At 67.1% G+C, this 14,637-nt stretch carries 13 protein-coding genes; 3 read left to right on the forward strand and 10 right to left on the reverse strand.

Annotated features, from left to right (window positions below; translation table 11 throughout):
* Positions 1-70 precede the first annotated feature (70 nt).
* Positions 71-661, reverse strand: coding sequence for a TetR/AcrR family transcriptional regulator (locus ACFW6D_RS11725; protein WP_379327284.1), 591 nt, complete (start codon positions 659-661; stop codon positions 71-73).
* A gap of 25 nt (positions 662-686) precedes the next feature.
* Here ACFW6D_RS11725 and ACFW6D_RS11730 point away from each other — a divergent pair, with 25 nt between their 5' ends.
* Both ACFW6D_RS11730 and ACFW6D_RS11735 read left to right on the forward strand, forming a co-directional pair.
* A complete protein-coding gene (locus ACFW6D_RS11730; RefSeq protein WP_379327286.1) occupies positions 687-2,210 on the forward strand; it encodes an ABC-F family ATP-binding cassette domain-containing protein in 1,524 nt (507 codons plus the stop codon).
* Complete coding sequence (locus tag ACFW6D_RS11735) at positions 2,203-3,048, forward strand: virginiamycin B lyase (protein ID WP_379327288.1); 846 nt, start codon at positions 2,203-2,205, stop codon at positions 3,046-3,048. The genes ACFW6D_RS11730 and ACFW6D_RS11735 overlap by 8 nt, the downstream gene beginning before the upstream one ends.
* Positions 3,049-3,051: 3 nt before the next feature.
* Here ACFW6D_RS11735 and ACFW6D_RS11740 read toward each other — a convergent pair whose 3' ends face one another.
* From ACFW6D_RS11740 to ACFW6D_RS11755, 4 genes are all read right to left on the reverse strand, one after another.
* Positions 3,052-4,719, reverse strand: a complete 1,668-nt coding sequence (locus ACFW6D_RS11740) for a VWA domain-containing protein (protein WP_379327290.1) — start codon at positions 4,717-4,719, stop codon at positions 3,052-3,054.
* A 174-nt stretch (positions 4,720-4,893) separates the two neighbouring features.
* Entirely contained in the window at positions 4,894-5,148 is a 255-nt protein-coding gene (locus ACFW6D_RS11745) for a WhiB family transcriptional regulator (RefSeq protein WP_379229663.1), read from the reverse strand.
* Positions 5,145-5,687 (reverse strand): HNH endonuclease, encoded by a 543-nt coding sequence (locus ACFW6D_RS11750; RefSeq protein ID WP_379327292.1) that lies wholly within the window; start codon positions 5,685-5,687, stop codon positions 5,145-5,147. The genes ACFW6D_RS11745 and ACFW6D_RS11750 overlap by 4 nt, the downstream gene beginning before the upstream one ends.
* 50 nt (positions 5,688-5,737) lie before the next feature.
* Positions 5,738-5,908: a hypothetical protein gene (locus ACFW6D_RS11755; protein WP_379327294.1), complete on the reverse strand. Its 171-nt coding sequence runs from the start codon at positions 5,906-5,908 to the stop codon at positions 5,738-5,740.
* 220 nt (positions 5,909-6,128) lie between these two features.
* Here ACFW6D_RS11755 and ACFW6D_RS11760 point away from each other — a divergent pair, with 220 nt between their 5' ends.
* Positions 6,129-7,307 (forward strand): esterase/lipase family protein, encoded by a 1,179-nt coding sequence (locus ACFW6D_RS11760; RefSeq protein WP_379327296.1) that lies wholly within the window; start codon positions 6,129-6,131, stop codon positions 7,305-7,307.
* Between the two features lie 114 nt (positions 7,308-7,421).
* On the opposite strand, the gene ACFW6D_RS11765 is transcribed toward ACFW6D_RS11760, so the two are convergent.
* From ACFW6D_RS11765 to ACFW6D_RS11785, 5 genes are read right to left on the reverse strand one after another with little or no spacing between them, the layout of a single operon-like run.
* Positions 7,422-8,975: a GMC family oxidoreductase gene (locus ACFW6D_RS11765; RefSeq protein ID WP_379327298.1), complete on the reverse strand. Its 1,554-nt coding sequence runs from the start codon at positions 8,973-8,975 to the stop codon at positions 7,422-7,424.
* Positions 8,972-10,486: an aldehyde dehydrogenase family protein gene (locus ACFW6D_RS11770; RefSeq protein ID WP_379327300.1), complete on the reverse strand. Its 1,515-nt coding sequence runs from the start codon at positions 10,484-10,486 to the stop codon at positions 8,972-8,974. Before ACFW6D_RS11770 ends, ACFW6D_RS11765 begins: the two co-directional genes overlap by 4 nt.
* A 9-nt stretch (positions 10,487-10,495) precedes the next feature.
* Entirely contained in the window at positions 10,496-12,622 is a 2,127-nt protein-coding gene (gene betT / locus ACFW6D_RS11775) for a choline BCCT transporter BetT (RefSeq protein WP_379327302.1), read from the reverse strand.
* A gap of 42 nt (positions 12,623-12,664) precedes the next feature.
* Positions 12,665-13,954: an acyl-CoA dehydrogenase family protein gene (locus ACFW6D_RS11780; protein WP_379327304.1), complete on the reverse strand. Its 1,290-nt coding sequence runs from the start codon at positions 13,952-13,954 to the stop codon at positions 12,665-12,667.
* 2 nt (positions 13,955-13,956) lie between these two features.
* Complete coding sequence (locus tag ACFW6D_RS11785; RefSeq protein ID WP_379327306.1) at positions 13,957-14,598, reverse strand: TetR/AcrR family transcriptional regulator; 642 nt, start codon at positions 14,596-14,598, stop codon at positions 13,957-13,959.
* Between the last annotated feature and the right edge of the window lie 39 nt (positions 14,599-14,637).

A 14,637-nucleotide genomic window follows, 5' to 3' on the forward strand; every position in this document is an offset into this window, starting at 1 on the left:
AAAAGTGTGAGGCAGTCGGGCGCCGAGGGGTGACCGGCTGTCGACGGGCTGGGTTGGCACACAGGGGAATTCAGGTGCCGGGTGGTGTGCCGGCGATTGTCGCCGCGATGTCGGCGGCGCGGCGCGCCTGCTCGGCGGTGACCGGTTCGTGGGTGATGAACAGTCGGTGGAACAGCGGTGCGATAGCGAGCCGGATGATCTCGTCCGCATCGACCTCCGGTTCGGCCTCGCCCCGTGCGATCGCCCGCGTCACGATCGCCGCCGCCTCCTCGTGACGCGCGGCATAGAAGCCGCGTAGCGCGGCGGCGGCAGCGGGGTGCTGCATGCCCGCAGTGACGAAAGCTGTTGCCACCGGACCGGATTCGGGATCGGCGAAGCCCGCCCGCACCAGTTCGGTGAGCCCACGCAGATCGCCGACCAGGGTGCCCGTATCCGGGATCGGCCACGCCTGTTCGGACGCACGCCCGAGCGCGTCCGCGACCAGGCCCTCCGGCCCGCCCCAGCGTCGGTAGACGGTGGTCTTGTGGACTCCGGCCCGCTGCGCGACGGCATCCACGTTCAGGCCCTGATAGCCGCGCTCGGCGAGCTCGACCGTCGTCGCGTCGAGCACGGCCTCCCGCACCCGGGCGCTGCGTCCGCCGGGCCGTCGTTGGGGTTCCAAAAAACAACTCCTGTTGCGTTAGTGGATGGGGATCTGTAAGTTAAAGCTACACGAGTTGCGATTGGAGCACTGTTTGACCACTCAACTGACCTTGCGCGGAGTATCGAAGTCCTACGCGGACCGCCCCGTGCTCGACACCGTCTCGGCCGCGATCCGCCCCGGCGAACGGATCGGCATCGTCGGCGAAAACGGTTCGGGGAAATCGACACTCCTGCGCCTCCTCGCCGGACTGGATCGCCCGGACGAAGGCACGATCACAGTCACCGCTGAGGGCGGGATCGGACACCTAGCGCAGACCCTGCCCGGCGAAACGGTCTGTGCAGCAATCGAACTGGCGATGGCGGAACTGCGCGAACTGGAAGCCGGCATGCAGGCCGCCGCCGAAGCGCAGGACATGGAACGCTACGGCGAACTGCTCGCCCGTTTCGAGGCCCGCGACGGTTACTCCGCCGATGCCAGGGTGGACGCATCGCTGCACGGCCTCGGATTGGCAGGCATCGACCGCGACCGCCCCCTGGTCAGCCTGTCCGGCGGGGAACGCGCCCGGCTCGGCCTGGCCTGCCTGCTCGCGGCCTCCCCGGAAGTACTACTGCTCGACGAGCCGACCAACCACCTCGACGAAGCCGCGCTGACCTGGCTGGAGAATCGGCTGCGCACCCATCCGGGCACGGTCGTACTGGTTTCACACGACCGGATCTTCCTCGACCGGGTGGTCACCGCGATCATCGAGGTCGCCGACGGCGCGCTCACCCGATTCGGCGGCGGCTACACCGGATTCCTGACCGAGCAGGCAGCCGCGCGCATTCGCTGGGAACAGGCATACACGCAGTGGCGCAACGACATCGGACGCTTGGAGGAATTCGCGACGAGCACGGCGCAGCGGGTTGCGCCGGGGCGTGCGATGACCGACAACAACAAGATGGCCTACGACCGCAATGCCGGCCGGGTGCAGAGCTCGGTGGCCACGCGAGTGCGCAATACCGCTGAACGGTTGCGCCGACTGCGCGAGGCGCCGGTGCCGCGACCGCCCGAACCGCTGCGGTTCCGCGGACAATTCACCGCGGGAACCGGTGCCGAATTCAGTATCGGACCACTGACTCTCGGCCCGCGCGAGCGGCTGCTGATCCACGGACCCAACGGCGCGGGAAAGTCGTCCCTGCTCGATGCGATCCACGCGTCGGCCCGTGGCCGCGTCGGCTACCTGCGCCAGGACGAGCGGTTCGACCCACACCGAAGTGTTACCGACACCTACGGATTCGGGCGCGAGGCATTGCTCGCCACCGGGTTGTTCGCCCCCGAACTGCTCGATCGGAAGGTCGGCACCCTGTCGGAAGGTCAGCGGCGCCGCCTCGCGCTGGCCCGTGTGCTCGCCGGTGAACACGACCTGTTGCTGTTGGACGAGCCGACCAACCACCTGTCATTGACCTTGGTCGACGAAGTGGAACGGGCGCTGAGCGAGTATCGGGGGGCGGTGGTCGTGGTGTCGCACGATCGGGCGCTGCGGCGTCGTTTCCGGGGAATCCAGAAGGGAATCGAGAACTTTGGCTGAGATCGTGCAGGTACTGGAAGTGCCGGGGGCGCCGTACGGGGTGACCGTCGGGCCCGATGGGGCGCTGTGGTTCACGCTGGTCACGCAAGGCGTGATCGGACGATACGGGGACGGGGTCGTCGAGACCTATCCGCTCGAACAGTCCGACGGACAGCCGACGGTGATCGTCACCGGCGCCGACAAAGCGTTGTGGTTCACCGAGTTCCACGGTGGCAGACTCGGGCGGATCAGCACCGAGGGGACCGTGACAAGTCTGGTCATGGAAGGCCCCTACGGTGCGTGCGTCGGGTCGGATGGGGCGCTCTGGTTCACCGAATTGCAGGCGGGCCGGGTCGGGCGACTCGCAGGGGACGGCTCCGTCGCCCGTGTCGAGATCGACGGCATGCCCTCGATGATCACGCCGGGACCCGATGGGGCGCTGTGGCTTACGGTGAACCAGGGCAACGCGATTGCCCGCGTCGACACCGACCTCGCGCTCCGAGTCCATCCGCTCCCCACGCCCGCGGCCGGCCCGGTCGGCATCACCGCGGGCCCCGATGACGCGCTGTGGTTCACCGAAATCGGTGCCGGTGCGATCGGTCGTATCGACCTCGACGGCAACGTCACCGAATTCGCCCTGCCGAACACCGAGGCTCGCCCGCACGCGATCGTGGCAGGTCCCGACGGTGCCCTGTGGTTCACCGAGTGGGCGAGCTGCCGACTCGGCCGGATCACCACCGACGGCACCATCACCCACCTCGACCTCCCGGGTGCCGAACCGCACGGACTCACTGTCGACGCGGCCGGGTTCCTGTGGGTCGCGATGGAATCCGGTGCGCTGGTGCAGGTTTCGCTGTAGCGACTAAGGCGTGGTGAGTGCCTTGACCACCGCGGTGCCGAAGCCGAGGTCGTTGCTGGTGGGCATGCGGGTGTAGGTGCCGCCGGTTTGTTCGGCGAGGGTCTGCAGGGTCTGCGTGCCCTCGCCGCCCACCACAACAACATCGATACGGACGGGTTTGTCCGACCTGGTCGCCGCCGTGATCTCGCTGACGAGCGCGGGGCCGGTCAGCGTCGAATCGTCGTCGGGACCGTCGGTGATCAGCAGGATCGAATTCGTCCGACCGGGGGAGTAGCCCGCGACCGCGGCACGGTAGGCGGCGAGCAGGCTCGGGTAGGCCTGATCGGCGACGACCTGGCTCGGCTTCACGGACGTGACCGCCGAGCCGACGGCGTTGCGCTGGGCGTCGGTGAGCAGCTCGGTGTCCACCTGCACCTGGTACGGGGTGGTGCCGTCGAGGTTCTTGCCGAACGTCCACAGACCCAGGCCGAAGTCGGGCGGCATCACCTGCAGAGTCGAGGCGACAGCGGCGATGGCGTTCGACAGGCGGGTGGTCGAGCCCTCCGCGGTGCCCATCGACGAAGACACGTCGAGCAAGACCGTGCCGTTCACGCCGAGAACCGGGTTCGCCAGTGTCGACTGCACCTTTTCCAGGGCCGCGCGGGGCGGGTTCGCCGGTGCCGAGCCGATGGCGGGACCGAAGCCCGCGGTGCCGAGCGCGCCTGCCTGCTCGGGTGCGCGCAGGAAGTCGATGAATCGCGACGCGATCAGATTCTGGGTCTTGTCGACCCACGGCCCCGACAGCAGCGCCGCGGGATAGTCGGCCAGCGGCGCGGTGCCGACGGGCCGGTACGCGGTGAGGCCACCGGTGCCGAGCTGCTGCTGGGTGGCGGCGACCGCGTGCACGTCGTCGCCGGCGGGATTCGCGCTGATCGCCGACTTGGCGGTCATCAGGTCGGCCGGAGTCCGGGCGTCCGCGGCGAGCCCGGAAATCGCGGCGACGACCTGACCGGAGCCCGCTGCCTGCTCGGTGAGCGGATCGGTCCCCGAGATCGCGGCACCGATCGATGCGGCGGCGGCGGTCGTGGCGTCACCGGCGGGCAGCGCCATCCGCAGCCCACCCCAGCCCGACAGACCGAGCTCGTCGAGCGAGCCCTGCTGCAGGCGCGGCAGGTCGGCCCAGGAGATCTGATGCTGCTCGAGCACTTGACGCAGGGCATCGGGCATGGCCAGCACGATCGGACTGGTGGCGATCGAGGCGGGCGTGCCCTCGATCAGGCCCGGCACCCGAACCAGCTCGATGGATCGGCTCGAATCAGCGATCCACAATCCTGGCAGCGGGCCCAGCGCCGGATCCCACTTCGCGGTATCGGCGAGGCCGGCTATAAGCGCGCTCGTCGGGTGAGCCGACACCGCCACCTGCGCGCAGTGGTCGCGCACCCGTGGCTTGGAGGCGTTGAACCGGTCGGCCGCGGCCTGCACCGGACCCGCGATCGCCGGGTCGACGGTGACATCGAGCTGCGCGGACCCCTCGACGCACTCGGCGGCGGCGGCCACGTCGGTCGAATCGGCGCGGTCACTGAGCTGGAACCACGCGAAAACGGCGACGATCACCAGGACGAGTGCCGATGCCGCGATAACCGGACCCTTGCTGATACTTCGAGAACTGGTCCCGTTGCGATGCGTACCCACGCGGCAAGTTTAAGGACACCGCGCACAACCGCAGCACAGCGCATACGGCTGCGCATCACCGCAGGTCACGGCGTGCGGTACGGGCGGTCAGCCACGGTGAGGCAGCGCGCGCAACCATGCACTGTGTGCCGAAACGAACCGAGCCGGGTGTCTCAGGACACCCGGCTCGGCCGATCAGGCACGGATCACGCGGCCGCGGTCGTACTCACGACCACCCCACACTCCCGACTGACCCGTCTGCGCCGCGTACTCGGTGCACCCCGCGAGCAACGGGCAATCGGCGCAGATCTTGCGGGCGTAGTCGAAGTCCTGCGACGGGTATGGAAACCACGCCTCGTGGTTGGGGTCACCACGGCAGGCGGCGCGGTGCCATTCTCCGGAATCGGACAGGGTCAGCAGTTCGGTCAGTGCGAGGTCGGTGGTGGTCACGGCGCGTACTCCTTCCAGATCCGGCGCTGCTTGCGGGCGAGCGGGTCGGGAGCCTTCGGCTCCCACAGCAGCCGCATCCCCGCCTCTTCCGGGGTGCGGTCGGCCTTGCCCGAATTGCACGGGGCACAGCAGGCCACGAGATTGCTCCAGGTATTGGGTCCGCCCCTGGAACGCGGGCGGATGTGGTCGACGGTGTGCGCCCAGTCGGCGCAGTACCCGCACCGGTGCTTGTCGCGACGCAGCACTCCCGCGAGGGTGGCGCGGCTGTCGTCACCGATCGGCCTGACATGCGCCAGGTACACATACCGCACCAGTCGAATGGTCTCGGGCAACCCGATGACGAGATGCTGCGACCGGATCGGGAAGTGCGGTACCCGCTCGATGACCGTCTCCGCGGCGCCGCTGATCAGCAGTGTCACGGCCCGGTCGGCGGTGATCTCGTCGAGGGCCTCGTAGCTGGCGTTCAGCACGAGCACCCTTTGGCGTATCCAGTCCTCGGATGCGGGCACCGTCGAGTCGACGGCAGGACGAATCATCATGGGAATCACCATGTTTTCGAGAGAAGCGAACGTCGGAGGTGGATGGCCGGTCAGGCCACGAACAGGAGACGGCCGAAGCCATCGATATCCAGGCGCATCGCGCTATGGACCGATTCCGCGCGGCGATAGGTCTTATCCGAATCTCGCTGTGGCGCTTGCTGTTTCACGGCCGTCTCCTCCTCTCGCTGCTGCTCGTCGGTTCCTCGCCCGATGCGGATCACCTGCTGAAATGATGGTGACATATCGCGCCCGAAATGTCGGCTGATTTATTTTCGGCGCATACCGTGGGGAAACCCGGCGCGTGTTGTCATGCGGACCTGATATCCGCGCAGATGCCCGTGACTTGACTCTGATCTGCGCGCGACCGTGCCGATCGAGGCGCTGACGAAACTAGCTTCTCGGCCAACACATTCGTGCCAGACGAGGGATGCGGGAGCCGGAATGAGCTCGAAGGTCAGTGGATGGTCGGTGGCGTTCGTCGCCTGCGCGGTGGTCGTGGCCACGGGGTTGTCGGGTCATGCCGCAACCGCCGAGCCGGCACCGACGCAACAGCAACTGGCCGATCTCATTGCCGAGGGGCTGAAAGACCCCGCCGCGAAGCCGATCGTCGGTACCGGGTCGGCGTGCACTTCGGGCAGCGGTGCGGGTTCGGGCAACGGGTCCGGTGACTGCCTCGGCGGTTCCGGCTCGAGTTCGGGCTCCTCGGGCGGATACGCCTCCGACACCGTGGGCTTCGGACCGCATCAGACCTCCGGGCTGGCCGCGTTCGGCTACGGCCTGCTCAATCCGGAGGCGGCCCCCGCAGGCGCCAACGACTGGAATTGCAAACCCACCGAGCGCAATCCGGAACCGGTGGTGCTGTTGCACGGGACCTGGTCGAACGCCTATCTCAACTTCGCGTACATGGCCCAACCCCTGCACGACGCCGGTCATTGCGTCTTCACGCTGAATTACGGGCAGGCCGGCCTGGTTGACGGCGGTGGGGTCGGTTCGGCGCTACCTTCGGTCAACGCCACCGGCTACATCGAGGAATCGGCTGCTCAGATCGCGAACTTCGTCGACCGCGTGCTTGTCGCCACCGGGGCGAGCAAGGTCAACCTGGTCGGCCACTCCCAGGGCGGCACGGTCGGACGGCAGTACCTGAAATTCAACGGTGGCGCGGAGAAGGTGCAGCAGATGATCACCCTCGGCGCCACCAATCACGGCACCACGCTGCTCGGGATCGCGGCGCTGGGCAGGGCGATCAACAACATGGGCATCGACATTCTCGGCTTCCAGGAAATCTTCATCGGCCACGCGGGCATCCAGCAGACCGTGGGATCGGACTTCATCAACCGGCTCAATGCAGGCGGCGACACGATGCCCGGCGTCGACTACACCGTGGTCGGCAGCCGCTGGGACCAGGTCTCCACCCCCTACGACCAGACCTTCTTGACGGCGGGCCCTGGCGCGACCGTTCGCAACGTCACCCTGCAGGACGGCTGTGAGCAGGACCTGTCCGGCCACATCACGATGGTCTACTCGCCACGTGTGCTCTCGATCGTCCTCAACGCCTTCGACCCGGAGCAAACCCCCGCCCTGGCGTGCACCTTCCAGCCCTGGCTGCTGAGCGGGGTCTGACCACTTCGGCACGACGGCCCGCCGACTCCGTGTTCGAGTCGGCGGGCCGTCAGGTCGCGGACTTCCTCGGGCGAGGAGGTCGCGAGCGTCTCCGTGAAAAGGCGGTCGGCTGAGTTAATTCCGGTCGGCGGCGACCAGTTCGGCGCAGCGTTCGCCGACGAGCATGACGGTGATGTTCGGGTTCACGGTGGTGTGTTCGGGGAACACCGAAGCATCGGCTACGCGTAGACCTTTGACGCCCTTGACCCGCAGTTCCGGGTCGAGTGGGCTCATCGGGTCGTCGACCGCGCCCATGCGGACCGTGCCCGCCGGGTGGTAGACGGTGTTGTGGGTGCGGCGCACGTAGTCGGCCAGTTCGGCATCGGTCTGCACGTCCGGGCCCGGGTACAGCTCACGCTCCACCCAGTCCGCGAGTGGCTCCGTCGCGGCGATCTCGCGGGCCTTGCGCAAGCCCGCGATCATCACCCGCATGTCGTGACCCTCGGGGTCGGTGAAGTAGCGAGGGTCGACCTTCGGCTTGTCGCGGAAGTCGCGCGAGCGCAACCGCACGGTGCCGCGGGAGCGGGCGTGGGTGACGTTCGGGGTGAGGCAGAAGGTGTTCTCGGCGGTCGGGTAGCCCTGGCGCAGGGTGTGCATGTCGAACGGGACGCTGCCGTAGTGCATCATCAGGTCCGGTCGGTCGAGGCCGTCTTCGGTCGGCGTGAAGATCCCTGCCTCCCACCACTGTGTGGAGCTGTCCACCATCGGTCGGGTCGTCTCGAAGCCGATCACGCTCTCCGGGTGGTCCTGTAGGTGCGCGCCGACCCCGGGGGAGTCGACAACCACGTCAATTCCTATCTCGCGCAAGTGATCGGCAGGTCCGATGCCCGAGAGCATGAGGAGCTTGGGTGAGTCGATGGCACCGGCGGAGATGATCACCTCACGGTCGGCGTTGATCCGGGTGGTGCGACCGAACGCGTTGTCGGTGATGTCGACCCCGACGGCGCGACCGTTCTCGATCACGATCTTTTTGACCCAAGCGCCTGTCCGGACGGTCAGATTCGGGCGATCGAGATTGGGGTGCAAGTAGCTGACCGAGGACGACGACCGCGTGCCGTCGGTGCGGCTGTTGATCTGAAAGAAGTTGGCGCCGTTGACAACTGTGCGTCCGGCATTGAACTCGGCGCGCGGAATGCCGACCTCTTCGCAGGCGTCGAGCAGGGCGACACCGCACGGATCGTTCGCAGGAACCGTCATGATGTTCACCGGACCGCTGCGCCCGTGGTGCTCGCCGGGGGCGTCATTGGTTTCGATCCGCGGGTACAGCCGATACACCGAATCGGCGCCCCACCCGGCGGCACCGTGGTCGTTCTCCCACGAGTCCAGATCCTCGCGCGGCGCCCAGAACGCGATGCAGCTGTTGTGCGAGGAACAACCGCCGAGCACCTTGGCGCGGGCATGGCGCATGAACGAATTGCCGTTCTCCTGCGGCTCGATCGGGTAATCCCAGTCGTAGCCCGATTCCAGGAGCTCCATCCAGCGATCGAGCTGCAGGATCGCCGGGTCGTCGACATCGGACGGTCCCGCCTCGAGCAGACAGACCGTCACCGACGGATCCTCGGACAACCGTGACGCGACGGCCGCGCCCGCCGAACCGCCGCCGACGATCACGTAATCGTAAGTGGTCATCGCTGTCCCTCCCGAACGGTGAACCAGCCGGTGACCCCCGGCCGGAGATTCTCATAGACGTGTTTGGCCTCGCGATACTCGTGCAAGCCGGACGGCCCGAGCTCCCGGCCCACACCGGAGCGACCGAAACCACCCCACTCGGCCTGCGGCAGATACGGCCCGAAGTCGTTGACCCACACCGTGCCGTGCCGCAACCGGGCGGCCACGCGGCGGGCGCGCGCGGCATCGCTGGACCAGACCGCGCCCGCGAGACCGTATTCGGTGTCGTTGGCGATCTCGACGGCCTCGTCCTCGCTGGTGAATGTCTCCACGGTCACGGTGGGCCCGAACGCCTCGTCGTGCACGCACGCCATCGCGCGGGTCGCCCCGTCGATGACCGTCGGCAGGTAGAACCAGCCGTTGTCGAGATTGCCCGAGCCTTCGTCGCCGGTGGCGAAGGCACCGCCGGTGCGGATGACGGCACCTTCGGCACGGGCCTGTTCGACATAGGCATTCACCTTGTCGCGGTGGGCGGCCGAGATCAGCGGCCCGGTTTCGGTGCCTTCGGCGAAGGGCAACCCGAGCCGGATCTGCTCGGCGCGGCGGACGAGCTCGTCGACGAAACGATCGTGCGCCGATTCCTCGATCACCAAACGCGCACCCGCCGAACACACTTGGCCCGAGTGCAGGAAGGCCGCGTTCAGGGCGTTGTCGACACTGGCGGCCAGGCGTTCGGAGGTGTCGCAGGCGTCGGCGAAGATCACATTCGGATTCTTGCCGCCGAGTTCCAGGGCGACCTTCTTCACCGTGGCGGCCGCTTCGCGCGCGATGATCTTGCCGGTGGCCAGCCCGCCGGTGAACGAGACCAGGTCGACATCGGGGTGCTCCGACAGCGGCGCCCCCGCGCTGGCACCCGCACCGAGCACCAGGTTCGCCACTCCCGCAGGCACTTCGAGCTCGTCGAGCACCGACATCAACAGGATCGCGGTGTGGGGCGTCAGTTCAGCCGGTTTGAGCACGAAGGTATTACCCGCCGCCAGCGCGGGCGCGACCTTCCATGCCGCCTGCAACAGGGGGTAGTTCCACGGCGTGATCAGCCCGCACACCCCGACCGGCTCGTAGACGATCCTGGAGTCGATATCGGGCGAGCCCGCGTCGACCACCCGGCCCGCGTCGTCGGCGGCGAGCTTGCCGAAATACCGGAAGCAGTTCGCGATGTCGGACATGTCGATCTCGGACTCGTACGGCCGTTTGCCGGTGTCGAGAGTCTCGGCGTTGACGAATTCCTCCCGCCGATCATCGATCGCGTCGGCAACCTTGAGCAGCAGGTCACCACGCTCGGCCGCCGACGTCTCGCGCCACGGTCCGTGGTCGAAGGCATTGCGGGCCGCGGCAATGGCCGCGACAGTGTCCTCCGCGCTTGCCTCGGCGACGATTCCGACTACGGAATCATCGGCCGGACAACGTATTTCGCGGGTCTTCCCGGAGGCTGCTGCCCGCCAGGTTCCATCGATGTAGAGGGTCTCGCTCATGATGTCCCTTCACAGTTCGCTGTCGGTGCTCGCTTCGGGATCGTGGTGATCGGTGGCCGCGCGCCGCAGGTGCAGATAGCCGAGATGGCGTTCGTACTGGTCGAGAATGTCGCCGATTGTCTGTTCCTTGGTGTAGCCGTTGAGCGAGTACCCCTGCGAACCCTCCGAGAGGTAGACCTCGCATCGGAAATAGCGGTCGTCGGAACGCTGGGCGAGCACCGCGTAACTCGGCGTGGGTGCCGAGACCGGATACACGCCGTATTCGAACCGGGGCTCATTGGCCTGATCGACGATCAGGCGCGGCGCGGGCAGCCCCTCGTTGAGATCGGTTTCGTCGACCGTGGCGGTGACCCCCATTTTCGCGAATTCGGCCGAGACGTCGTGCATCGCCGGAATGACGGTGTTGCTGACGAACTTTCGGGTGGCGGCCGGACCCGGATAGTGGATGGTGCCGATGAGCCTGCGCCGCCAACTGGTCTGTTCGCTGGGCCCGCGCCCCGCCGCGATGGCATTCGGCAGCGCCGCGCGGTAGCTGTCGATCTTGTACGACTCGTTGTGCAGCGAACGCAGCAACGCGACGCCGATGAGCGCCAGCACGAACGAGAACGGCAACCCCATGATGATGGTGGCGTTCTGCAGCGTGGTGATCGAACCGCCCGACCCCGCGAACAGCATCGACAGGGTCAGCACGCCGATCGCGACGGCCCAGAAGATGCGGGTGCCGCGGGCGCAGTCGGCCATCGGGTCGGACAGTTTCGAGGTGAAATTGCCCATGACCAGTGATCCCGAGTCGGCGCTTGTCACATAGAACAGCAGTCCGGTGATGGTCGCGATACCGAGCAGGAAGGTCGCGCCAGGGTACTGCTCGAGCAGTGAGTAGAAGCCCAATTCGGCTCTGGCAGCGGTCTGTTCGGCGAATTCCTTGTCTTTCCTGGCGACCTCCAGGGCGCTGTTGCCGAAGACCGAAATCCACAACACGGTGAAGCTGAACGGCACCACCAGCACACCGAAGATGAACTGGCGCAAGGTGCGTCCGCGCGAGATCCGGGCCAGGAACAGGCCCACGAACGGTGCCCAGGCCACCCACCACGCCCAGAAGAACAGGGTCCAGCTGTCGAGCCAGGTCGAGGGCTGGTTGGCTGTTTCCGGGTTGCGCTCCCACGCGAACGTGTTGAGCGTTCGGTCGAGGAAGGTCGAAAGGTAGTCGCCGGCATTCTGGGTGAAGCCGTTGAGCAGGAAGTCGGTGCGGCCGGCGAGGAGGATGTAGATCAGCAGCGCGATCGCCATGATCACATTGAGTTCGGACAACCGGCGGATGCCCTTGTCGACGCCAGTGGTCGCCGAAATCGTCGTGATGACCACCGAAAGCGCGATGAGCCCGATCTGGGCGGCCTTGCCCTGCGAGATCCCGAACAGCTCGTGCAGCCCGTAGTTGAGCTGCACGATGCCGATGCCAAGCGAGGTGGCGATGCCGAAGATGGTGCCGAGCACCGCGGCCACGTCGATCGCATCGCCCCACCGGCCGTGCACCCGCTTGCCGAAGATCGGATACAGCGCCGCCCGGATCGTGAGCGGCAGATTGTGGCGGAACGCGAAGTAAGCCAGCGCGCCGCCCATCAGCGCGTACATCGCCCAACCGGTGATGCCGTAGTGGAAGATCGTCCAGGTCACCGCGTCGCGGGCGGTCTGATCCGTCTGAGCCGGGCCCGACGGTGGGTGCAGGTAGTTGTAGACGGGCTCAGCCACCGAGAAGAACATCAGGTCGATGCCGATGCCCGCGGCGAACAGCATCGACGTCCAGGAGAACAGGCTGTATTCGGGCCGCGACTCCTCCGGTCCGAGCCGGTAGCGGCCGTACTTGCTCGCACCGAGGAAGACGACGAGTCCGAGAATGGCTGTGGCGAGCAGAAAGTACCACCAGCCGAACCAGGTCGAGATGAAGGTCTTCACCTCGCCGACCACCGTTTCGGCGCTCGACGGTGAGATCAGCGCCCAGATCGCGAACGCGAGCACGATCCCCGCGGCGGTGAGGAACACCGGTTTGTTGATCGAGCGCGCGTCCGCCACGGGATGTACCGGGACGGCATCCTGCTCGGTCGTTCGGTCAGAACTCTTGTCGTGCCCGGCGTCACGCATACGAGGCAGGCTAGTTCCTGCACCGCCGCGGATCGTGGACCTTTACAGGTTGCCGACCTCGTGTTCGAGACGACGCGCGACCAGATCGCGCGCTTCCGCACGCAGCGCGGGCCGGTAACCGCTGGGGTACACCGGATCACCCGGGGTGTAGTTCTTGAGCACTTCCTTGGCGAGGGTGATCTTGTGGACCTCGGTCGGCCCGTCGGCGATGGCCATGACCTCGGCGTAGGTGGTCATGTCGAGGAAGGGGAGGTCGGTGCTCACGCCCATCGCGCCGTGCAGATGCAGTGCGCGGCGCGCGATGTCGTTCATGACGGTCGGCATGGCGATCTTGATGGCGGCGATGTCCTTGCGGACGGCGCGGTAGTCCTGGGCCTGGTCGATGCGCCACGCGGTGCGCAGGACCAGCAGCCGGAACTGTTCCATCTGGATCCAGCTGTCGGCGATGCGTTCCTGCGTCATCTGGAAGCCGCCGAGCACGCCCTTGCGGGCCGGTCGTGACACCGCGCGCTCGCACATCATGTCGAAGGCCTTGCGCACCAACGCGACTGTGCGCATCGCGTGGTGCACGCGCCCGCCGCCGAGTCGGGTCTGCGCGACGATGAAGCCCGCGCCTTCCGCGCCGAGCAGATGATCGGCGGGCACCCGGACGTCGGTGAAACGCAGGTGCCCCTCGTGTTCGCTGAATCCGGGCACAGTGAAGTTGCGCACCAGTTCGAGCCCGGGTGCGTCGGCGGGCACGATGAACATCGACAACCGCTGGTGCGGTTCGGCCTCGGGGTCGGTCACCACCATCACGATGTGGAAGGTGGCGAATTCGGCGGCGGAGTTGAACCACTTCTCGCCGTTGATGACCCACTCGTCACCGTCGCGGACCGCGGTCGTGCGGAACGCGGTCGGGTCAGAGCCGCCGGTGGGCTCGGTCATCGCGTAGCAGGAGCCGATCTCGCCGTCGAGCAATGGCTGCAGGTACTTCGCCTTCTGCTTCTCGGTGCCGAAGTGCGCCAGGATCTCGGCATTCCCGGAATCCGGTGCCTGGCAACCGAAGACGAGCGGCGCCCACATCGACGTGCCGAGCACTTCGTTGAGCAGCGCCAACTTGAGCTGGCCGAAACCGGGCCCGCCCAGCTCGGGACCGAGATGGCAGGCCCACAAACCCTGCTCCTTGACCTGCTGCTGCAGCGGCCGCATCAGCGCCCGGATCTCGGGGTCGGTCCGGTCATAGGGATTGGGATAGAGCAGATCCAGGGGCTCGACCTCGGTGCGAACGAACTCCGCCACCCAGTCGAGCTTGCGCTGGTACTCCGGATCGGTCTCGAAATCCCAAGCCATGGTCAGCCTTTCGTGTTGTCGTCCGTGGCGATGAGCCCGGACAGGACGGTGTCGATGAGGATGTCGGCGATCTCGGCGGGGGAGTGGGTGCCGCGCTCGCGGTACCAGTAGCCCAGCGAATTGAGCATGCCGAGCAGGCCGTTGGTGACGATGTGGTCGGCAGTGCGCAGTTGCCCGGCCGCGAAGCCCGCGTCGATGACGTCCTGCCAGAGTCGCTGGATGCGGTCGCGCAACTGCTGCAGGACCACCGCGTGTTCGCGGGTGAGGGCGTCCGCGTCACGCAGGTGCACGGCCACCGCGCGACGATGGGTGACGATCAGTTCGACATGGCTGCGGGTGAGTCGACGCAAGGTTTCGACGGGGTCGGTGCCCGCGGCGACGATGCGTTCGGCGTCGGCGAGCAGCAGCCGGGTGTAGTCACGCAGGATCGCCCACAGCAGGTCTTCCTTCGAGCCGATGTGGTAGTACAGCGCACCCCGCTGGACGTCGGCTTTCGCGCCGATCTCGGCCACGCCGGTGGCATGGAAACCGCGTTCGGCGAACAGCTCGAGGGCCGCCTTGTTGATCCGCTCGCGGGTGTCGGCGCGCTCGGTGGCGCGGGGACGGCCGCGACGACGCACGGGAGCAACGGGTTCGGGTGTCACGGCGCCTCCGTTCGGTCCGGTCCGCGACTTAATGTTCCG

Origin of the sequence: Nocardia sp. NPDC058705 (assembly GCF_042749305.1) — a bacterium.
GTDB lineage: Bacteria > Actinomycetota > Actinomycetes > Mycobacteriales > Mycobacteriaceae > Nocardia.

Bases quoted from the DNA above. Each gene is read 5' to 3' on its own strand.
- ACFW6D_RS11730 (WP_379327286.1), top strand. From the start codon at position 687: ATGGGGATCTGTAAGTTAAAGCTACACGAGTTGCGATTGGAGCACTGT.
- ACFW6D_RS11750 (WP_379327292.1), bottom strand. From the start codon at position 5,687: ATGATGATTCGTCCTGCCGTCGACTCGACGGTGCCCGCATCCGAGGAC.
- ACFW6D_RS11760 (WP_379327296.1), top strand. From the start codon at position 6,129: ATGAGCTCGAAGGTCAGTGGATGGTCGGTGGCGTTCGTCGCCTGCGCG.
- ACFW6D_RS11765 (WP_379327298.1), bottom strand. From the start codon at position 8,975: ATGACCACTTACGATTACGTGATCGTCGGCGGCGGTTCGGCGGGCGCG.
- ACFW6D_RS11770 (WP_379327300.1), bottom strand. From the start codon at position 10,486: ATGAGCGAGACCCTCTACATCGATGGAACCTGGCGGGCAGCAGCCTCC.
- betT (WP_379327302.1), bottom strand. From the start codon at position 12,622: ATGCGTGACGCCGGGCACGACAAGAGTTCTGACCGAACGACCGAGCAG.
- ACFW6D_RS11780 (WP_379327304.1), bottom strand. From the start codon at position 13,954: ATGGCTTGGGATTTCGAGACCGATCCGGAGTACCAGCGCAAGCTCGAC.